The following is a 17,697-nucleotide window of genomic DNA, read 5'->3' as shown; positions in this document are numbered from 1 at the left end:
GTTCAGGTCTTCGCAGGCCCCGCGTTGATCATCTTGGACGTCACACCAGTGCCAAAAAGGGTGCGGTCTTGCGGCCCTTGGCAAATCCGTTCATCCCTTTCTTACCATGAACAACCTTGGCGATATCCGGGGCGCTCATCGCCCGGATGAGGGCGCAGTAGTTCAGGCCCATCTCCATCTCGGACCCGACGGACAAGGTGGATTTGGGTGTGTCGACAACAGTGTGGTCGCTGGTGGCGCCGGCAAACCTAAATCCTGCAGGAAATGTAAGGCCGCCTGCGTCAGTGTCCTGCTGCCCGACCGCTAGGATCGTTCGGACTTGGAGGCCACCATTTCGGACCAATTTGAGAACTTCAGGATCTGAAGACGTTGACTTCGCCGGTATGCCACCTGGCTTGGCACGTGTTTCGATCACTTCGGCAAATAAGACAAACGCGTCGGTATGAAGCCCCGTGATCGGGCGGCCTGTCACGGGGTCGATGCCCAGCAGGATCGCTTCGCCCAATCGCAGGTTATTGACCCGCCCGGTTTGCCCCTCGCCAAGTGCCCAGGGCAAATTGGCAGAACTCCCCCCGGATACGAGACCGACAAAAGGTCCACAGGCGCTGTCAATGTCATTCGCCAGACGCGAGAGCATGGCCATGTCGTCGGGTGTCGGTGCCACGTTGCCCAGGCAGGCGAAATTTGCTGAGATGCCTTTCAGAACGACACCGGGCGTCGCGATGACCCGGGCGGCAAAGTCGTTAAGGTTCTCTGGCGAAATGCCTTCGCGCATGTCCCCCATTTCGACCATCAGGATGACATCGTGCGTGATGCCCTGTTTCTTTGCCGCAGTGCCCAGCTTCAGGATCGTGTCTATCTCTGTGTTATAACTTGTGCCGCAATATCGGATGACATCTTCCATCTCGCTCATCATCGGAGCGCGGATCATCGAGATCGGGCATGTTATCCCCGCCTTTCGCATCCGAACGACGTTTCTGATACGTGCATCGGCCAGACCGGCGACCCCCCCGTCCACCATGGCTTTGGCGATGTCGGGATCCCCGCAAACGGCTTTGGTCACCCCCGTGACCGAGATCCCACGCGCACCAAGGCGACGGACAAGGCACCGCGCATTCGCCTGAATCTTGCCAAGATCAATTTCCACCCGCGGCGCGGTCATTCCGCGGCCACAAGAGGCATGGACCCTAGCCGCGGAAAGGCCGCAAGGACCATGTCCGCCAGATGGGCCCCCGGCCGGGTCAGCGCGTCCGTCACGGGAATTTTCAGATCGCGCGAAAAATGAGCGATGGCCTGATCCACCTCGGCGTCTGTCATCGCCTCGTGATTGATCGTGATCCCAATCACCCGCGTGTCGGCAAATGCTTCGATAAGGGCGATTTCGCTTTTCGGCTCTGGCATCGGCATGGTGGGAAAGTCGCAGCGATGGGCGCGCTTGGGCGCATGTTGAAGAATGACGGCCTGCGGCTGGCTGCCGCGCAGAATGAATGCAGACGTGCAGAAGGCTGGATGGCTGAGCGCCCCTTGTCCTTCGATCAAAATGACATCCGGTTCGTCGCCCTTGGATGCCGCGACGATCACGCGCTCAAGTTCTCCGCAGCAAAACTGCGGTGGCACGGCGTCCATGGCGATCCCGTATCTTGCGCCCTGCATAAGCCCCGTCTGGCCGGTGCCAACGAGGACAGTCTTGACGCCGCGCGCATTCAGTTCCCTGGCCAGAATGGTCGCCGTCGTCCGTTTTCCAATTGCGCAATCCGTTCCCAGCACGGCTATGCGAATTGCCTTCACGTTGGACACGCTTCCGTCAAACAGGCGCATATCCTTGCTTGCTCGGGGCTTGCGAATGTCGCGGATCGTCACGTTGGCCGCGTCAGCAGCGGCTGAGATCTCGGGGTCATCCCCGAGGTATTCGTGCAGACCACTTACGATATTCATACCAAGTGCGATTGCATCCAGCACGACCTCTCGATCTGCAGGTGACAGCTTACCCGTCGAGGGGGCCATCCCATAGATCAGCGTGTCGGGGACACCTGCTTCACGTCCAACAGCGGCTTCAAGATCTTCAATGATGGGGATTGCGTTGGGTGTGTTGTCCAGTATTTGCCCGCTGTCACGCCCGGCAAGCCTGCTGTCGATGACAGAGAGTATACGGTAGGCTTGACTGTGACGGACAAGGCCATTTGCGGTCTTTCCGTCGATCTGCCCGAAATTCCCTTCGCAATAGACAACTGCTGTGGGCACTGCTTTTGGTATCTTTTTGGGGGTGTGCAAACGACGGGGGACGGGCATGTCAGGCGGGGCTTGCGGCCCCATCATCGACGCCCTTGCCGGCGTTTTGTGTTTGTTTTCCGGTTCCATGATTATTCCTTTTTTAGTGACGTGTCGCGCGTCCGATCAGATGAAACGTTCGGGCGGGTGAGTGACATTTCAGTTTGGCTGGCGAGTGCAGCAGTGTTTCGAGTGAAGCGCGAGACACGCGTTCTTTCCGAAACGCCTTAGTAACTCAGGACGCAACGCCCCTGTGATCGCTGAAAGTTTCTGTGGCACTCCCACCGATTTCCCGATCTGTCGAGATGCGCATTTTCAGGGAGCTTGATCTCTTTGCAGCTATCGCCGGCCTCTGCATAGCCGCGATTGCACTTCCATCCGGGGCCATAACTGGCATCGTCAAAAAAAGCGTTTTCGGGAACGACAACAGCTTTGCAAAGGCCATTGCTCTCGAAGAAACCCCGCTCGCAGGTCCATGGCTGTCCATAGCCGGACCCATTCAGAAAAGCGTTTTCCGGAACCGCAATGGCGACACATGTGCCGTCTTTGATTTCGTAACCACGATCGCACAACCAGACAGGCCCATATAGGTTGTCTGCCAGATACGCATTTGGCGGCAAAACGACCTTGAGGCAGAGATCCCCGACTTTCCTGTAGCCACGATTGCAGCTCCAGCTTTTTCCCGATGGATCAAGGTATCCCTCATTTGGAACAAAGACCTTGCGACAGGTTGCATCACTGGCCTCCTGATATCCATGCAAACATTCCCAGCCATTGCCAGTGGTTCGGTTCGTTGCATAGGCGTTTTCCGGGAGGATGATGGCCAGACACGCATCGGCATCACGCCGATACCCACGATCGCATTCCCATCCCTCGCCATAGCTTTGGGGGTGCGCGTTCTCGGGGATCGGGCCGGTGCCCCCCTGTGCCAATACCGGGAAGGCGAAGGACGCGATCACACCGGCTGCGATCGCCAGTCTGGACATTGTTCGGGCCAGCAGAGACCGTTTGGCTTTCCGACGGTGGTACGGATCATCCTTCATCGGCCGGGCTTTCCGTGCGCTCCGGGGATCCGTCAACATCAAGGGCTGCCAAACAGGCTTGCGCTATATCCCGGTTCGGGGAAGCGGCTCCTGGCATCGTCGCCCAGCCAGCAGTGATAAGCGCATCGCGCCTTTTATAGGTTGTTGCGGAACGGATCGTTGCCAGCTTGCCTGCCCGTGCCGGGTCAGACCGCGCCAGTTCGAGGCAGACCGGCACCATGGCAGCGATGACATCGTCACGGGACATCGCCATTGCCCTGTCATTTGCTGTGCCGCCGGTCACCCAGCCGCCCCAGGAAAATCCGGCAATGCCAACAAAGACAGCGCCGATGACGGCACCATAGATGCCAGGTTTGATCCATTCAGGCGTTTTCATTTCAAATCCTCCAGCGGGGAAAGCGCCGCTTCGCTATGATTGATGGCTTCCGTGAGAGCCTGATCACATGCAATTGCATGATCCAGATCCTCCATTGTGATCATGTACATTTTCGTCTGGGCCGCTTTTCTGCCTTGCTCCCGGACCACCAGGTATGTCGCGGTGCGCCGGTAAGCCTCAAAGCTAAGGCCCTGCAGAAGTTCTTCCTCGATAACGATTTCATAGATTCCGGCCGGAAACTTTCGTTGGCTGTCACCAATCATGAAGGCGTTGGAAAACGTCACCTTTGATCTGATCGAACGCGTGAGCATCCCGGCTCTCCATTGAATAGAATGTTGGGCTTTCCGCCGCTGCCACTTAGGCGGGCGTCGAAAGGAACGCCTCTTTTTCGTGAGGCAGTTGCATGCAGCTTAAACGAAGCTTCGGGGGGGGATGCTGATCGAGATTAGTCCCGTCGGGGTCTTTTCTGCCGGGGGGAGAGGTGAAGCGGCTGTGGGCTTGTCAAGGCTGCCGCCCCTTGGCCTGCTGGCAGGACCCAAGTGGCATGGGGGTCTCAACCGGGTCGGCCCACGAAGCCGAAAACGACGCAGAGGCACATAACGAACTCAAGCAAGCCAGCCGCGCGCTGATGTGATGTTGGCAACCGAGTGAGATGACAGCAGGCCGCCCAAAGGCAGGCTGCGGGCGGCTGTTTCACGGCAAAAGAGGCCGTGACTGATCCAGATAGGCCGGATCGAAATCCGCCAAAGCCACCAGCCCCTCATAGTTGTCGAAGGTGACAAACCCGTCCTGAAACGTAACAAGCCCACCTTCGCGGAGCTTGCGAAGGACGCGGTTGACGTGGATGGCGCTTAATCCCAACGCATCAGCCAGATGATACTGAGTGAGCGGACAGGCATAGCCCTGCCGGTTTCCCATGCCGACCAGTGACAGCCTGACGCCAAGCTCCAGCAGGAAATGCGCCATGCGCGCATCCGCATCGCGCCGCCCCAGCCCAACCAGATGCTCGACGACCATCGCCTCGTCGCGCGACACGGCCCATAAAATGGCCGTGGCCAGCCGCGGTGTCGCGGCCAAGGCTTGCAGAAGATCGCTTGCCAGAACTTCAGCAGCTTCGATATCGACAATCGGTTCAATCCCATGATCGGATGTGTGCAACAGCACGCTGCGCAGCCCCAGAAAATCCCCCGGTATCTGGAAATCAACGATCTGCCGCGACCCGTCAGGCTGGATCTTGTAGGATACGACCCAACCCGCCGCCAAGATGTAAGCTGCCTGTTCGGATTGGCCCTGGTGAACCAGATCACGCCCCGCGGTGAAGGATTTCCTGCGCTGATGCAAACGCTTAAGAACAGCCAGTTCAGAATCCGAGAGCGCCACAAACGCAGAGAGCTTTCGGGTCAGTGGACTGGCTTTGATATTCATCATCGGTCCCTCCCGACCCCGCGCATACTCCAACAACAAATCTGCTTCCGGACTGCTTTCGATCAGTAACGGCTACCGGGCTCTCTGCGATATTGCTCAATACTAAAGTGTTTCGCCTTATTATTGAGACACAATAATGAGGCGAAACGCTCGAAACCTACTGATGTTGCGGGCGTTTCGGAATCAACTTGTGTCTCAGGTTACTCTCGAAACGCTTTATCACGAGCTCGCCCGGTCGCGAGACAACAAAGAAAGAGGATTGCCCCCATGTCAGACCAACAAGACCCCGCAGGCCTGGCTGCCTTATCGATTTGCGAGGCTCTCTTACTTTCGCTGCAAGACCGCAATCTGCTGCCGGACCGCGAGATCGTAGGAATTCTGCGCGATGCAGCTGCGCCCCACGAGAATGCCCCAGGCACGGAAGCCGAGCAAAAGCTGCATGCGAAAACCGCTAAACTGATCAATGAGATCATCGTTGGCGGTAACCTATCGCACCGCTTATAGGGCCAACCATCCTCTGCTGGATATGTGCGATGCCGAGTGGCTCAGCCGTGCCACTCAAGCCGTTTTCGGGTCAGCCAGGTCGGACTTTGTCTCAGAGATTTGCTCAGGCACGGTTTGCGATTTAGGATCTTTTTCTTGCAAGGCCTTTTTTGCGGCGGCCTCTTTCTTCGCCAAGTCGTTGAACGACATTTTAGCTTTCCTTTGCATGCCGTCAGGGTGTCCGACAGCTTGCAACACATAGCGGCTCGATGCCCCCTTGGCAAAAGGAAACATCAGAAATCTGACAGTACGCCCTTGTAATCCCTCTAAGCAAGCACCACCTATGTTGGGCTACTGACTACCATTCGACCCTCTGTTTTCCTTTATCGGCTCTCAGCGCTCGACACTGTCGTGAGAAGCCGGGCTGCCGCATGTCGTGGGCAGCATTAAAATAAGGAAAATTCACATGGCCAATGGCACAGTGAAATGGTTCAACGCCACCAAAGGATTTGGCTTTATTGCCCCCGAGACCGGTGGGAAAGATGTGTTTTTGCACATCTCAGCGCTTGAAAGATCGGGCATGACCACCCTGAACGACGATCAGAAGGTGACCTTTGATGTCGAGGCTGGCCGCGACGGCCGCGAAAGCGCAATCAACATCGCGCTCGCCTGAACCTTGCAAGTGGGCGCTCCTCATGGGCGCCCTCTTTTGCGCCCGGGTGGCGCCCGCGCTTCAGCGTAGCCATGTTGCATCTCGTAACGCCCGCAACATCAGTAGGTTTCGAGCGTTTCGCCTCATTGTTGTGTCTCACTAATAAGTCGAAACACTTTAACCACGTCATACCGAACAAAAACGGGGTCTTTCCCGTCCTTGGCCCCGTCTCTGGCTTCATCTCTGGCCTCATCTCTGGCCTCATCTCCGGGGCCTTCGATTTTTCGGCACGGCGTTGTCACAGGCGGAAGCGGACGGGGCGGCAGAGGTGAAGATCGCGGATGCTGGCAACCACAAGCCCACGGCCGCGACCCGCGCCCTCAAATTCCCACGCAAAACGTTTTACGATAAGCTCACCCGCCATGGGATCCGGGCGGAGGATTATCGGGGGTGAGGGGCGGCTTTGCGGACGAAGTGAGCATTGGCTGCATCCGCACCAGTGTCGGCTTTAATCGTCACTGGTGGGAAGGTCGCCAATCTTTCTTGCCAAGACGTTGCCTTGTTTGATAACTTCGATTGTTGGCCTAATAGGAAGCTTACGATCAACAGGAGGGGCGTCATCCAAAACGTTAAAGCGAACCCACTGACATAGCCTCCATATCGCAAGGTGGCCGCCATATTGCTCCCACCGCATAGGTTCTCCATCGAGGTCTGACGTGTCCAAACTAATTACATCTCTCACCTCAAATGTGCGATCTCGGCAATCGCCGTCGATGGACCACGTTGGTACGAGCATGTGGTGCGAGAACGCATTTCTGGTCAGACGGGCTATTTGATAAGCAGCAGCTATCTCAGAGTTTTCATGGTTTCTTGCATTGGGGACATGTTCAGCGAATGCTTGTCGCATTGCTGAGGACATTACAAACGTCGAAACGAACTCAAGTGTTGGAGCGGCATACTCAACCTGATCTTGCCGAAGACCAAACTCTTCCCAAGTGGATGTGTGCCTTCCAAAAGACTGTGAAACGGGTGCATCCAGCGGCAGAGTTTCAAGAGTTGCGTGAACTCTCACAGTGCAAGCAAGACGAAATTGCTGTTCCGCCAGTTTTAGCAAGTTGATGTGGTGTTCTTTGGTAAGCGCCATGAGCTGATTGTCGTATGTTTCAGCACCGAAGTAAAAGCTGCTAATCGTGCATTACGCAGCATCGGTTGAAATCGGCTCATGTCGGACACTGGGTATGCGATGCGACCTCATCCACGATGACCTGATTCGTTCCAGTTTGCTGCAAAAGCCATGGTGATTCGTCCGATCCGGTCTCGCGCAATGTGCGAAAAACCGCACACACCGAAAATGCCCTGTGCGGAAAATCGCCCACTTGGCCAAGTCACGAAAATTTCAACTCGCATCATATTTTGGCAATCTTATGAAAAATAACGTAAAAATTCAGCGTTGACGCAACCTCTGCCTCTCCCCTTGGCAGGTCCGTCCCCCCATGCCCCAATGGCGTCAACATCCGTTTCAAGGATGTAGGAAGCAATTCTGTCTGGGAGGACATCTTATGAAATTCCTTACTCTGGCCGTATCGGCCCTCGCTCTGACCGTTTCCATGGGCACCGCGCAGGCGGCCTGTGATGAAGGCGAGATCGTGATCAAGTTCAGCCATGTGACCAATGCCGACAAGCACCCCAAGGGGATTGCCGCGTCGCTTTTGGAGCAACGCGTGAACGACGAGATGAACGGCAAAGCCTGTATGGAGGTGTTCCCGAACTCGACCCTTTATAACGACAACCAGGTGCTGGAAGCGATGCTGCAGGGTGACGTGCAGATGGCCGCACCGTCGCTGTCGAAGTTCGAAGCCTTCACCAAGAAATTCCGCATCTTTGACCTGCCCTTCATGTTCAAGAACATGGATGCGGTGGACGCGTTCCAACAGTCGGAAACCGGGCAGGCGATGAAAGAGTCGATGACGCGCCGCGGTCTTCTGGGGCTCGCGTTCTGGCACAATGGTCTGAAACAGTTCTCGGCCAACAAACCGCTGGAACTGCCATCTGACGCAGCTGGCCTGAAATTCCGCGTGCAGACCTCGGACGTGCTGGTGGCGCAGATGGAAGCTATCGGGGCAAGCCCGCAGCCGATGGCCTTCTCGGAAGTATACGGCGCGCTGCAGACCGGCGTTGTGGATGGTCAGGAAAACACCTGGTCGAACATCTATGGCAAGAAATTCTTTGAGGTGCAGGACGGCGTGACCGAAACCAACCACGGCATCATCGACTATCTGGTCGTGACCAATGTGGACTGGTGGGAAGGCCTGCCGGGGGATGTGCGTGACCAACTGGCACAGATCCTGAAAGAAGTGTCCCAGCAGCGCAACGGCGAAGCCTTTTCCGTGAACGAGGCCGCCAAGCAGTCGATCATCGACGCCGGTGGCGTGGTGCGCCAGCTGACCGACGAACAGCGCGCGGCCTGGGTCGAAGCCATGAAGCCGGTTTGGGCACAGTTTGAAGGTGACGTAGGCGCCGAGAACATCGCCGAAGCACAGAAAACCAACGCAATGTATTAAGCCGTTTACGTGTAACGAGTTCCTGTGTGATATCCGGGGCCTGTCCAGAAAATGGGCCCCGGATTTTCCCAAAATCCTGACATAGCCGCCTGCAATCAATCGACCGGAATGAAGGTTTCAACCGGGTTGCCTGGCCGTGAGCGGGGACGAGAAGGGGGCGATATGAGCCATTCATCCACACATAAAACAGGTTTCGAAGAGACGGCGATTGCCGTGCTGCTTGGCCTGATGACCATGATCACCTTCACCAACGTGGTGCTGCGCTACGTGTTCAATAGCTCGCTCATCTGGGGGCTGGAGGTGGTGCTGATCCTCTTTGCCTGGCTGGTGCTGTTCGGTGTGAGCTACGGGGTCAAGATCACGGCCCATCTGGGCGTGGACGCGCTGACCAATGTATTGCCCGAAGGGGCCCGCAAGACGGTTGCGCTGATCGCAGCTGCGATCTGCATTGCCTATGCCTTCCTGCTGCTCAAGGGGGCGTGGGACTACTGGGCGCCTTATGCCGCACTTGACCGGACCTCGGGGCGCTGGTTCCCGACAGGGTTCGAAAAAACCCGCGACCAGGCCTGGTATATCACCGATCAGGTGCCGATGCCCGATTTCCTGCGCTTTTTGGAAGGCTGGATCAACCAGGGTGAGACCTATGACAAGCTGCCACGGGTGATCCCCTATGCCATCCTGCCGATTGGCATGGCGCTGCTTTTGTTCCGGTTTTTGCAGGTCACTCTGCGGATCTGGTCAGGGCGTCAGGACAGCCTGATCGTGAGCCACGAGGTCGAAGATGAAATCGACCAGCTTCAACATGATGATGACGGCGATGACGCTGCTCAAAAACCGGGGACCTGATCCATGGATGTAGTCTTTCTTTTCCTGATGGTGATCGGGTTTCTGATGATTGGCGTGCCCATTGCGGTGGCGCTGGGCATGAGCTCGATCCTCTTCCTGCTGCTCTTCTCCGACACCTCGCTCGCGTCGGTGGCACAGAGCTTTTATCAAGCAGAGGCAGGGCATTATACGCTTCTCGCCATTCCGTTCTTCATCCTTGCCTCCAGCTTCATGTCCACCGGCGGCGTGGCGCAGCGGATCATCCGCTTCTCGATCGCTTGCGTTGGCCATATGCGCGGCGGTTTGGCGATTGCGGGTGTGTTTGCCTGTATGCTGTTTGCAGCCCTTTCCGGCTCGTCGCCCGCCACCGTGGTGGCGATCGGGACCATTGTGATCGCGGCGATGCGCCAGGTGGGCTACACCAAGGATTTCGCCGCCGGTGTGATCTGTAACGCGGGCACGCTGGGCATCCTCATTCCGCCCTCAATCGTGATGGTGGTTTACGCCTCCGCCGTTGAGGTGTCCGTGGGCCGCATGTTCCTGGCCGGTGTCATTCCCGGCATCATGGCCGGTGTCATGCTGATGATCGCGATCTACGTGATCGCCACGATCAAGAACATGCCGAAAGGTGAGTTCGCGGGCATCAAGGAAGTGCTTGAGAGCTTTGGCGATGCGGTCTGGGGTCTGTTGCTGATCGTGATCATCATGGTGGGGATCTATGGCATCCCCGGCATTACCGGTGCGCTGTTCACCCCCACCGAAGCGGCGGCTGTTGCCTCCGTGTATGCGTTCCTCGTGGCGACCTTCATCTATCGCGATATGGGGCCGCTGGCGGACAAGGGGGAGGGCAAGAAAACGCTGTTCCAACGCCCGCAGGCGCTGATCACCGCGTTTTTCCACGAAGACACCCGCAAGACGCTGTTTGACGCGGGCAAGCTGACCATCACCCTGATGTTCATCATCGCCAACGCGCTGATCCTGAAACATGTGCTGACCGACGAGCAGATCCCGCAGCAAATCGCAGGCGCGATGCTGTCGGCTGGTTTCGGCAAGATCATGTTCCTGATCATCGTCAACGTGATCCTGCTGATCGGCGGGCAGTTCATGGAGCCCTCGGGCCTGATCGTGATCGTGGCACCGCTGGTGTTCCCGATTGCCATCGAGCTGGGTGTGGATCCGATCCACCTGGGCATCATCATGGTGGTGAACATGGAAATCGGCATGATCACCCCGCCAGTTGGTCTGAACCTCTTCGTGACCTCGGGGGTTGCCGGGATGCCGATGATGAAGGTGGTGAAAGCCGCCGCGCCGTTCCTGGCCGTGCTCTTCGTCTTCCTGATCATGGTGACCTATATCCCGTTCCTGTCGACCTGGTTGCCGACCACGCTGATGGGGCCAGAGATCATAACGAAGTAGAGAAGTAGATATGTCCCGGGGAAGGGGCTCTGCCCCTCGCGAGGCAAGCTCGCTCACCCCGGAGTATTTGAGCCAAGAAGAAAGGCGCGGGGTTTTGCTCCGCGCCTTTTTCATTGGAAGCCGGCTTTGAAACCAGGTGCCAGATGAAATCGGGGGACGTGCGAAACGCCCCCCGGTCACCAATTACGCTGTTACTGAAACTCACCGCACCAGTGGCCCGGTGCAGACTACAACTCGCCACAGTTTGAGTGTTACCGTGAAAAAGTTGCAAAAGGCTTTCCGGGACAAAGGTGCCTTTGGGGATGGATCAGTTTTTCATCTTGCAGGCCGAAAACCCCAAGATTGCATAGGGTGGGCACCAGCCCAGGATGGCGGTGGCCATCGGCACAATGCCGATCCAGGCCCAGATCGGGCCCCCCATGATGGCCCAGACAATCAGGGTCGCGCCGATTGCGATTCGGATAATGCGGTCGATGCCGCCGATATTCTTGGTCATGAGACGTCTCCTGTTCTATCTGGCATCACGATAGAGGAGGGGGGCGGGCATGGCATGTGACCCTGTCACATAGAGAGGAAAAAACTGCTCAGAATGCCGGGGCGCGGCAAATCTCTTCCAACCCCTTTCGGTCCAGAACCGTCACCACCCCGCGTTCATGGGCCACCAGTCCCCCCTGCGCCAGCCTCTCAAGCCGGCGCGAGATCACCTCGCGCGCCGTGCCGATGGCGCGCCCGATTTCGGCCTGCGTCATTTTCAGGCAATTGTCAGGCCCCGCCCGGTCAAGGATCAACGTCGCAAGCCGCGCCTCCACCGACATGAAACTGACATTTTCGATCAGTTGCATCATCGCCTGCATCCGTTCCGCGAACGCCCCGAAAACGAGGCGGCGAAATCCGGGAGAGCTGTCGATCAGCGCGAAAAACACATCTTTCGGAATGAGAACAAGGCGGGACGGGCTCTGGGCCATGGCCTCTGCGGTGTATTCCTCCCCGCCCAAAAGGCCCAGGGTGGACTGGATGCAGCTCTGGCCGGGGGCCACACGATAGAGCAGGATGTCACGCCCGTTGGGGCCGATCAGGTTCACTTCCACCCGCCCCGAAAGCATGACGACATAGCCCTTCACCGCTTCGCCCGGCGCAAACAGAATGGCCCCTTTGGGCACATCCAAAGGGGCCAGCGTGTTCAAAAGAACACGGGCCGGGGCGTCCAGCCCGGCCATCTCGTCGCTGTCCTGCGTCCAGCTCATGCGAACCTCCCACAGTTCGTAATCTCTTTTTACCATGTTGCATCCGCAACGACATGGCGCAGATGGTCACACCTTGTTAAAAACTCCGCCCCCGTAAAAGACAGAACCCCAAACCGCGCCCCTTTTTCTTGCCCCAAATACCTCGGGGGTTCGAAGGGGGCAGAGCCCCCTCGTCGCCGATGTCAGTTGCGCCCGCGCTTTTCAAACCGCGGCAGCATGGCCGAGAAATCCATGCCCAGCCCATCCTCGTCCTCGACAAAGCTGGTGTAAAGCTCGGTGGCGCGCAGCCCCATCGGCGTGTCCGCATCCGCAGCTTCCGCAGCCTGCTGGCTCAGACGCAAATCCTTCAGCATCAATTCTGCCGCAAAGCCCGGCTTGTAATCATTGTCCGCAGGGGATTGCGGCCCGACACCCGGGGCGGGGCAATAGGCGTTCATGGTCCAGCTATAGCCGGAAGAGGTCGACACCACGTCAAACATTTTCTGGCGTTCCAGACCCAGCTTGTCGGCCAGGGCAAAGGCTTCGCAGGTGCCGACCATGGTGATGCCGAGGATCATGTTGTTGCAGATTTTCGCCGCCTGACCGGCGCCGGAGGCCCCGCAATGCACCGCTTTCTGCCCCATGATGTCAAATAGCGGCTCTGCCTTGGCAAAAGCATCATCCGAGCCGCCTGCCATGAAGGTGAGCGTGCCGCCCGCAGCCCCGCCGACGCCGCCTGAAACCGGTGCGTCCACCGCAAGCAGCCCCGCTGCCACCGCCTGTTCCGCCACCGCGCGGGCACTTTCCACATCCACGGTTGAGCAATCGACAAAACCCGCACCTGCGCTCATCGCAGGGATGATTTCATTGGCAACGGCCCGCAGGATCTGGCCATTGGGCAGCATGGTGACCACCACGTCGGCACCGGTCGCGGCTTCTGCGCCCGAGGCCGCCATGGTCACGCCTTCGATGTCGACCGGTGCCATGTCGAACCCGACAACCTCGTGCCCGGCACCCGCCAGGTTTGCCGCCATCGGGCCGCCCATATTGCCTAATCCGATAAATCCGATTTTCATGTTTTTCCTCCTCAGAATGTCAGTTCCAACGCGCCAAGATCGGCCTGCATGATGGCAAGATCCTGCTCTGGCAGGGCGTCGATGTCATGTTTCCAGCGCGGGCTGCGGTCCTTGTCGATGATCGCGGCACGAATGCCCTCGATGAAATCCCCATGTTCCATGGCCCGCGCGGTAAAGCGGTATTCCAGCTGCAACGCGTCGCGCAGATTGCGGTTGCCTCTGAGCTGATGCAGCATCCAGATCGTGTACGCCAGCGCCAGCGGAGAGGCCCCCTCGATGACCTGCAGCGCCGAACGCGCCAAGTCCCCCTCTGCCCTGCGCAGTCGGGCAAGCAGCAGGGGCAGGGTGGGGGCATCAAACAGCGCGTCAATGTCGGCCCTTGCGGCCATCACAGGGCCTTCGGGGGCAGGTTGCGCCGCCGCGCTCAGGCAGGTCACGTCACCGGTTGTCTCAAGTGTCGCAATCAGGGCAGGCCAGTCCGCCTCGGGAATGAACAGATCCGCAAAACCAAGGGCAATTGCATCCCCCGCTTTCAGGCGTGTCCCGGTCAGGCCCGCATAAAGCCCGGTCCAGCCCGGTGCATTGGCCAGCATCATTGATCCGCCCACATCCGGCACTAGGCCAATCAGGCATTCGGGCATTGAGATTTTGCTCGTCTCGCCCACAATCCGATGCGATCCGTGGCAGCCAAGGCCAACCCCGCCCCCCAGCACCAGCCCGTGCAGAAAGCTGATGATCGGTTTGGGATATTCCCGCAGCTTGGCGTTCAGCCGGTATTCGTCACGCCAGAAGGCCTGTCCAAAGGCAAAGTCGCCCCGGATGCCGCTGTCATAAAGCGCGGCAATATCGCCCCCGGCTGAAAAGGCCTTTTCACCGGACGCATCCATGATGATCACGCCCACCGCGTCGTCGTCGCGCCAGACCTCCAGCGCGTCCTCGACTTCGCGGCACATGTCATGGGTGACGGCATTCAGCGCCTTGGGGCGGTTAAGGGTGATGCGCCCGGCCTTGCCTATCCGTCGCGTGGTGATATCGGTCATGTGCCCGTCTGTCCTGTTGCTTTGTTGTCCGGGCCTTACGCCCCCGTCAAGCACAGGGTTTACCCCCGATCCCGTTCGATGAGCAACTGGCGTGAGACAATCAACCGCATGATTTCATTGGTCCCTTCAAGAATTTGATGCACTCGCAGGTCACGCACGATCTTCTCGATCCCATAATCCGAAAGATAGCCATAGCCCCCATGAATCTGCAAACAGCCATTGGCCACGTCAAAGGCGGCATCCGTCACCATCAGCTTGGCCATGGCACAGAATTTCGACGCATCATGCGCCCCATTGTCGAGCTTCCACGCCGCCTGGCGCAGGAAAATGCGCGCCGCCTGCAGCCGGGTCTCATATTCCGCCAACCGAAATTGCAGCGCCTGAAACTGGTCGAGTGTCTTCCCAAAGGCCTTGCGCTCACCCATATACTGAAGCGTCAGATCCAGCGCCTTCTGCGCGCCCCCAAGCGCCCCGGCCGAAATGTTCAGGCGGCCCCCGTCCAGCCCCGCCATCGCATAGGCAAAGCCCTTGCCCTCTTCCCCCAGCAGGTTCTCCTCAGGCACCAGACAATCGTCAAACTGCACCTGAGAGGTCGGCTGCGCCTTCCAGCCCATCTTGCGTTCATTGGCGCCGAAACTCAGACCCGGTGTGCCGTTTTCCACCACCAGGGTCGAAATCCCCTTGGGGCCATCCGCGCCGGTCCGGCACATGGTCACATAGACATCCGAATAATTGCCGCCCGAAATGAAGGCCTTGTTGCCATTCATCCGATACCCGCCATCAACCTTCTCGGCACGGGTTTTCAACGCGGCCGCGTCCGATCCCGATCCGGGTTCGGTCAGGCAATAGGAAAAGATCTTCTCCATCGAACACAGGTCCGGCAGCCACTTGGCCTTGTCCTCGAGCGTGCCGAATTTATCAATCATGCCGCCGCACATATTGTGGATCGACAGAAGCGAACCGACCGACGGGCAGGACATCGCCAGTGCCTCGAACACCAGCGTTGCATCCAGGCGCGACAGGCCCGATCCACCATATTCCTCTGACACATACACCCCGCCAAGCCCCAGCTCAGCCAGCCCTTTCCAAAGGTCACGTGGAATGGTGCCTTCGATCTCCCACGCCTCGGCATGAGGGGCAATATGCTCCTCGCCAAAGCCCTTGGCCATGTCGAAAATAAGGGTCTGTTCCTCGGAAAGCGCAAAATCCATGCCGGTCTCCTCCCGTCCGCGTGATTGGCTTGCGTGAACGCTATCGGCCAATTCTTTCAGGAGTTTTTCAGCCGGCACCCGTCCCCGGAAAAAATCGCACCTCAGACAAGGACCCGCCCGCCGGGATCTCCCTCATTTTCTGGTCAGAAATATCCCAGGGTTCGAGGTGCTCCTCGGAATTGATCTGGGGGATCAATTCGCCCGAAGAACGGGCGGAGCCCAGACAAAGTCCGAGGGGCAGAGCCCCTTCTCGCCGTGCGCAGCCGCCGCCGTGTGGCTTACAAATCTGCGTGGTATTCGTCGATCAAATGGCGCACCACGTCCTTCAGCGCCTCGGGGGCAGGTTTTTCCGCCTCAACCGAATCCAGAAACACCGCGCGTTGGCGGTCGGCGGGAACGCCTTGGGTCAGGATGGCGCGGGCGGCTTCCACCTCGGCCGTGGATCCCAGCGCCGCCGCATCCTCTTCCACCAGAGCAAGCATATCCTCAAGTAACTGATCAAACGGGATAATTTCACCGCAGCCAAAATCAATCAACCCACCGGACACGCCGTATCGCTGGGCCCGCCAGCGGTTCTCGGCGATGAGGAAATTGTCATAGGTGCGCCAGCGCTGGTTTTGCTGTTTCAGGCGCCACAGCATCCGGGTCAGGGCCTGGATCAGGGCGGCAAGGCTGAGGGTGTTTTCCAGCCGGGGCTGCACATCACAGATCCGCGCCTCGATGGTCGGAAAGCGCGAGGAGGGGCGCAGGTCCCACCAGATTTTTGAACTGTCCTCGATCACGCCGATATCCACCAGCGCCTGCACGGACCGCTCATATTCGGACCAGCTGGACAGATGGGGCGGCAGGCCGGTGCGGGGCAGGTTGTCAAAAACCGTCAGACGGTAACTCGCCAGCCCGGTATCTTCGCCCTGCCAGAACGGGGACGAGGCCGACAGCGCGAGCAGGTGGGGCAGGAAATAGCTCAGCTGGTTCATCAGGTCGATGCGTGTGTCGGGGGTGGGAATGCCCACATGCACATGCATGCCGCAGATCAGCATCCGCCGCACCACGCCAGCCAGGTCGCGGCGCAGATCGTTGTAACGGTCCTTGTCCACGTGATGCTGGTCTTTCCAGTCGGCAAAGGGATGGCAGGAGGCCGCGATCGGCGCAAGATCATAGCGCGCGGCATGTCTGGACACTGCGGCACGCAGATGTTTGAGATCCTCACGCGCCTGCGCCACATTGGCGCAGACCTTGGTGCCGATCTCGATCTGGCATTGCAGGAATTCCGGGCTGACCTGCCCCTCCAGTTCCGCCAGGCAATCCTGCATCATCTGGTCCGGGGCGCGGGCCAGTTCATAACTGTTGCGATCGACGAGAAGGTATTCTTCTTCGATGCCGATGGAAAAAGCTGGTTCCTGACGTGCCATTTGCCCCCCTTTGCGGGGCGATTTGGCTGCCCCGCCTGATCATCATGCAGGAAATCGCCCGGTGGGCAAGCGCCGCACATGTGTTTTGCCAGTAAAGGATTGCTTGCAGGCCGGAGTTGGTTAACATGTGGTGCAAGGGGGGCGCTTGGGGGCGAGGCCGTAGTGGGTTTGCGTAGGGAGCGAAGGGAAAGGGGATGGCTCAGTTAGCACGGTATTATCCGGACCTGAACCTGGTCTATGTCCAGCTTTGGGGGGCGATCAACCTGACCTCTCTGGCGGGGCGGATGGCGGAATGGATGTATGGGTTCCATGTGCCAAAGGGCTATGTCTGCCTGACCGATTCACGCGCCCTGTTTGCGGTGGACAGTTCCGAGACCGGAGTGAAAGAGTTGATCAATCTGCAATCGAAGATTTACGAAGACCTGCCGTGCCCCGAGAAATGCGCCATCCTTGTCGACAGCCCGGTGGGCTTTGTGCTCTCACGATTGTTTGAGCAGATGGCCGAAGGGGTGCTGGAGGAGCAGGTCAGCCTGTTTCGCGCCGAACAGGACGCGCTGCGGTTCCTGGGCTTTGAAAGCTCGGATCTGGAGGCGTTGCTGAGGGATCAGCAAAATGTGCAGCACATGGATTAAAGCGTGTCCAATTGAACTGAACACGCTCTCATGCGTTTCGATATTCCGTTGATC

At 58.3% G+C, this 17,697-nt stretch carries 21 protein-coding genes; 7 read left to right on the top strand and 14 right to left on the bottom strand.

Translation table 11 applies throughout. The annotated features are described in order from the left end of the window. Positions 1 to 40 precede the first annotated feature (40 nt). The 6 genes from AKJ29_RS07595 to AKJ29_RS07570 form a co-directional block, all read right to left on the bottom strand. Positions 41 to 1,162 carry an alanine/ornithine racemase family PLP-dependent enzyme gene (locus tag AKJ29_RS07595; protein WP_055189559.1) on the bottom strand — a complete coding sequence of 374 codons (1,122 nt, stop codon included), beginning with the start codon at positions 1,160 to 1,162 and terminating at the stop codon, positions 41 to 43. After that, positions 1,159 to 2,241 (bottom strand): DUF1611 domain-containing protein, encoded by a 1,083-nt coding sequence (locus AKJ29_RS07590; RefSeq protein ID WP_235477341.1) that lies wholly within the window; start codon positions 2,239 to 2,241, stop codon positions 1,159 to 1,161. Before AKJ29_RS07590 ends, AKJ29_RS07595 begins: the two co-directional genes overlap by 4 nt. Positions 2,242 to 2,495: 254 nt before the next feature. Continuing rightward, the gene (locus AKJ29_RS07585; RefSeq protein WP_139231318.1) at positions 2,496 to 3,254 is read right to left on the bottom strand and encodes a hypothetical protein; all 759 of its coding nucleotides are present in this window, start codon (positions 3,252 to 3,254) and stop codon (positions 2,496 to 2,498) included. A 46-nt stretch (positions 3,255 to 3,300) separates the two neighbouring features. Then, positions 3,301 to 3,687, bottom strand: coding sequence for a hypothetical protein (locus AKJ29_RS07580; RefSeq protein WP_055189557.1), 387 nt, complete (start codon positions 3,685 to 3,687; stop codon positions 3,301 to 3,303). After that, positions 3,684 to 3,950 carry a hypothetical protein gene (locus AKJ29_RS07575; RefSeq protein ID WP_235477340.1) on the bottom strand — a complete coding sequence of 89 codons (267 nt, stop codon included), beginning with the start codon at positions 3,948 to 3,950 and terminating at the stop codon, positions 3,684 to 3,686. The genes AKJ29_RS07580 and AKJ29_RS07575 overlap by 4 nt, the downstream gene beginning before the upstream one ends. 430 nt (positions 3,951 to 4,380) lie before the next feature. Next, positions 4,381 to 5,115, bottom strand: coding sequence for a Crp/Fnr family transcriptional regulator (locus tag AKJ29_RS07570; protein WP_055189553.1), 735 nt, complete (start codon positions 5,113 to 5,115; stop codon positions 4,381 to 4,383). A 264-nt stretch (positions 5,116 to 5,379) separates the two neighbouring features. On the opposite strand from AKJ29_RS07570, the gene AKJ29_RS07565 reads away from it, so the two are divergent. Beyond that, positions 5,380 to 5,616, top strand: coding sequence for a hypothetical protein (locus tag AKJ29_RS07565; RefSeq protein WP_055189551.1), 237 nt, complete (start codon positions 5,380 to 5,382; stop codon positions 5,614 to 5,616). A 54-nt stretch (positions 5,617 to 5,670) separates the two neighbouring features. Here AKJ29_RS07565 and AKJ29_RS07560 read toward each other — a convergent pair whose 3' ends face one another. Beyond that, a complete protein-coding gene (locus tag AKJ29_RS07560) occupies positions 5,671 to 5,889 on the bottom strand; it encodes a hypothetical protein (protein WP_055189549.1) in 219 nt (72 codons plus the stop codon). A 172-nt stretch (positions 5,890 to 6,061) separates the two neighbouring features. Here AKJ29_RS07560 and AKJ29_RS07555 point away from each other — a divergent pair, with 172 nt between their 5' ends. Together AKJ29_RS07555 and AKJ29_RS19985 are read left to right on the top strand one after the other, a co-directional pair. Then, the gene (locus AKJ29_RS07555; RefSeq protein ID WP_055189547.1) at positions 6,062 to 6,268 is read left to right on the top strand and encodes a cold-shock protein; all 207 of its coding nucleotides are present in this window, start codon (positions 6,062 to 6,064) and stop codon (positions 6,266 to 6,268) included. Between the two features lie 274 nt (positions 6,269 to 6,542). Then, on the top strand, positions 6,543 to 6,701 hold the full coding sequence (locus AKJ29_RS19985) for a hypothetical protein (protein ID WP_235477401.1): 159 nt from the start codon (positions 6,543 to 6,545) through the stop codon (positions 6,699 to 6,701). A 54-nt stretch (positions 6,702 to 6,755) separates the two neighbouring features. Here the strand turns inward: AKJ29_RS19985 and AKJ29_RS07550 are convergent, their stop codons facing one another. Next, positions 6,756 to 7,391, bottom strand: coding sequence for a hypothetical protein (locus AKJ29_RS07550; RefSeq protein ID WP_055189545.1), 636 nt, complete (start codon positions 7,389 to 7,391; stop codon positions 6,756 to 6,758). Between the two features lie 415 nt (positions 7,392 to 7,806). On the opposite strand from AKJ29_RS07550, the gene AKJ29_RS07545 reads away from it, so the two are divergent. From AKJ29_RS07545 to AKJ29_RS07535, 3 genes are all read left to right on the top strand, one after another. After that, positions 7,807 to 8,808: a DctP family TRAP transporter solute-binding subunit gene (locus tag AKJ29_RS07545; RefSeq protein WP_055189541.1), complete on the top strand. Its 1,002-nt coding sequence runs from the start codon at positions 7,807 to 7,809 to the stop codon at positions 8,806 to 8,808. A 162-nt stretch (positions 8,809 to 8,970) separates the two neighbouring features. Further along, a complete protein-coding gene (locus AKJ29_RS07540; RefSeq protein WP_055189539.1) occupies positions 8,971 to 9,654 on the top strand; it encodes a TRAP transporter small permease in 684 nt (227 codons plus the stop codon). A gap of 3 nt (positions 9,655 to 9,657) precedes the next feature. Beyond that, positions 9,658 to 11,049 carry a TRAP transporter large permease gene (locus tag AKJ29_RS07535; protein WP_055189537.1) on the top strand — a complete coding sequence of 464 codons (1,392 nt, stop codon included), beginning with the start codon at positions 9,658 to 9,660 and terminating at the stop codon, positions 11,047 to 11,049. 307 nt (positions 11,050 to 11,356) lie between these two features. Here the strand turns inward: AKJ29_RS07535 and AKJ29_RS07530 are convergent, their stop codons facing one another. From AKJ29_RS07530 to AKJ29_RS07505, 6 genes are all read right to left on the bottom strand, one after another. Next, positions 11,357 to 11,545, bottom strand: a complete 189-nt coding sequence (locus AKJ29_RS07530; protein WP_055189535.1) for a YgaP family membrane protein — start codon at positions 11,543 to 11,545, stop codon at positions 11,357 to 11,359. An 88-nt stretch (positions 11,546 to 11,633) separates the two neighbouring features. Continuing rightward, positions 11,634 to 12,293 carry a Crp/Fnr family transcriptional regulator gene (locus AKJ29_RS07525; protein WP_055189533.1) on the bottom strand — a complete coding sequence of 220 codons (660 nt, stop codon included), beginning with the start codon at positions 12,291 to 12,293 and terminating at the stop codon, positions 11,634 to 11,636. Between the two features lie 182 nt (positions 12,294 to 12,475). Continuing rightward, positions 12,476 to 13,348, bottom strand: a complete 873-nt coding sequence (gene mmsB, locus AKJ29_RS07520; RefSeq protein ID WP_055189531.1) for a 3-hydroxyisobutyrate dehydrogenase — start codon at positions 13,346 to 13,348, stop codon at positions 12,476 to 12,478. Between the two features lie 11 nt (positions 13,349 to 13,359). After that, positions 13,360 to 14,388: an enoyl-CoA hydratase/isomerase family protein gene (locus tag AKJ29_RS07515; RefSeq protein ID WP_055189529.1), complete on the bottom strand. Its 1,029-nt coding sequence runs from the start codon at positions 14,386 to 14,388 to the stop codon at positions 13,360 to 13,362. A 59-nt stretch (positions 14,389 to 14,447) separates the two neighbouring features. Further along, entirely contained in the window at positions 14,448 to 15,599 is a 1,152-nt protein-coding gene (locus AKJ29_RS07510; RefSeq protein WP_055189527.1) for an acyl-CoA dehydrogenase family protein, read from the bottom strand. A gap of 278 nt (positions 15,600 to 15,877) precedes the next feature. After that, on the bottom strand, positions 15,878 to 17,011 hold the full coding sequence (locus tag AKJ29_RS07505) for a carboxylate-amine ligase (protein ID WP_055189525.1): 1,134 nt from the start codon (positions 17,009 to 17,011) through the stop codon (positions 15,878 to 15,880). A gap of 194 nt (positions 17,012 to 17,205) precedes the next feature. On the opposite strand from AKJ29_RS07505, the gene AKJ29_RS07500 reads away from it, so the two are divergent. After that, the gene (locus tag AKJ29_RS07500) at positions 17,206 to 17,643 is read left to right on the top strand and encodes a hypothetical protein (protein ID WP_055189523.1); all 438 of its coding nucleotides are present in this window, start codon (positions 17,206 to 17,208) and stop codon (positions 17,641 to 17,643) included. Positions 17,644 to 17,697: the final 54 nt, after the last annotated feature.

Source organism: Aliiroseovarius crassostreae (assembly GCF_001307765.1).
Lineage (GTDB): Bacteria > Pseudomonadota > Alphaproteobacteria > Rhodobacterales > Rhodobacteraceae > Aliiroseovarius > Aliiroseovarius crassostreae.
The sequence above is the reverse complement of the archived record's forward strand: the minus strand, read 5'-3'. Positions and strand labels throughout refer to the sequence as shown.

What these genes read in the sequence shown, in the direction of transcription:
- AKJ29_RS07595 (WP_055189559.1), bottom strand. Translation starts at nt 1,162, where the DNA reads ATGACCGCGCCGCGGGTGGAAATTGATCTTGGCAAGATTCAGGCGAAT.
- AKJ29_RS07585 (WP_139231318.1), bottom strand. Translation starts at nt 3,254, where the DNA reads ATGTCCAGACTGGCGATCGCAGCCGGTGTGATCGCGTCCTTCGCCTTC.
- AKJ29_RS07580 (WP_055189557.1), bottom strand. Translation starts at nt 3,687, where the DNA reads ATGAAAACGCCTGAATGGATCAAACCTGGCATCTATGGTGCCGTCATC.
- AKJ29_RS07575 (WP_235477340.1), bottom strand. Translation starts at nt 3,950, where the DNA reads ATGATTGGTGACAGCCAACGAAAGTTTCCGGCCGGAATCTATGAAATC.
- AKJ29_RS07570 (WP_055189553.1), bottom strand. Translation starts at nt 5,115, where the DNA reads ATGATGAATATCAAAGCCAGTCCACTGACCCGAAAGCTCTCTGCGTTT.
- AKJ29_RS07565 (WP_055189551.1), top strand. Translation starts at nt 5,380, where the DNA reads ATGTCAGACCAACAAGACCCCGCAGGCCTGGCTGCCTTATCGATTTGC.
- AKJ29_RS07560 (WP_055189549.1), bottom strand. Translation starts at nt 5,889, where the DNA reads ATGTTTCCTTTTGCCAAGGGGGCATCGAGCCGCTATGTGTTGCAAGCT.
- AKJ29_RS07555 (WP_055189547.1), top strand. Translation starts at nt 6,062, where the DNA reads ATGGCCAATGGCACAGTGAAATGGTTCAACGCCACCAAAGGATTTGGC.
- AKJ29_RS07550 (WP_055189545.1), bottom strand. Translation starts at nt 7,391, where the DNA reads ATGGCGCTTACCAAAGAACACCACATCAACTTGCTAAAACTGGCGGAA.
- AKJ29_RS07545 (WP_055189541.1), top strand. Translation starts at nt 7,807, where the DNA reads ATGAAATTCCTTACTCTGGCCGTATCGGCCCTCGCTCTGACCGTTTCC.
- AKJ29_RS07540 (WP_055189539.1), top strand. Translation starts at nt 8,971, where the DNA reads ATGAGCCATTCATCCACACATAAAACAGGTTTCGAAGAGACGGCGATT.
- AKJ29_RS07535 (WP_055189537.1), top strand. Translation starts at nt 9,658, where the DNA reads ATGGATGTAGTCTTTCTTTTCCTGATGGTGATCGGGTTTCTGATGATT.
- AKJ29_RS07530 (WP_055189535.1), bottom strand. Translation starts at nt 11,545, where the DNA reads ATGACCAAGAATATCGGCGGCATCGACCGCATTATCCGAATCGCAATC.
- AKJ29_RS07525 (WP_055189533.1), bottom strand. Translation starts at nt 12,293, where the DNA reads ATGAGCTGGACGCAGGACAGCGACGAGATGGCCGGGCTGGACGCCCCG.
- mmsB (WP_055189531.1), bottom strand. Translation starts at nt 13,348, where the DNA reads ATGAAAATCGGATTTATCGGATTAGGCAATATGGGCGGCCCGATGGCG.
- AKJ29_RS07515 (WP_055189529.1), bottom strand. Translation starts at nt 14,388, where the DNA reads ATGACCGATATCACCACGCGACGGATAGGCAAGGCCGGGCGCATCACC.
- AKJ29_RS07510 (WP_055189527.1), bottom strand. Translation starts at nt 15,599, where the DNA reads ATGGATTTTGCGCTTTCCGAGGAACAGACCCTTATTTTCGACATGGCC.
- AKJ29_RS07505 (WP_055189525.1), bottom strand. Translation starts at nt 17,011, where the DNA reads ATGGCACGTCAGGAACCAGCTTTTTCCATCGGCATCGAAGAAGAATAC.
- AKJ29_RS07500 (WP_055189523.1), top strand. Translation starts at nt 17,206, where the DNA reads ATGGCTCAGTTAGCACGGTATTATCCGGACCTGAACCTGGTCTATGTC.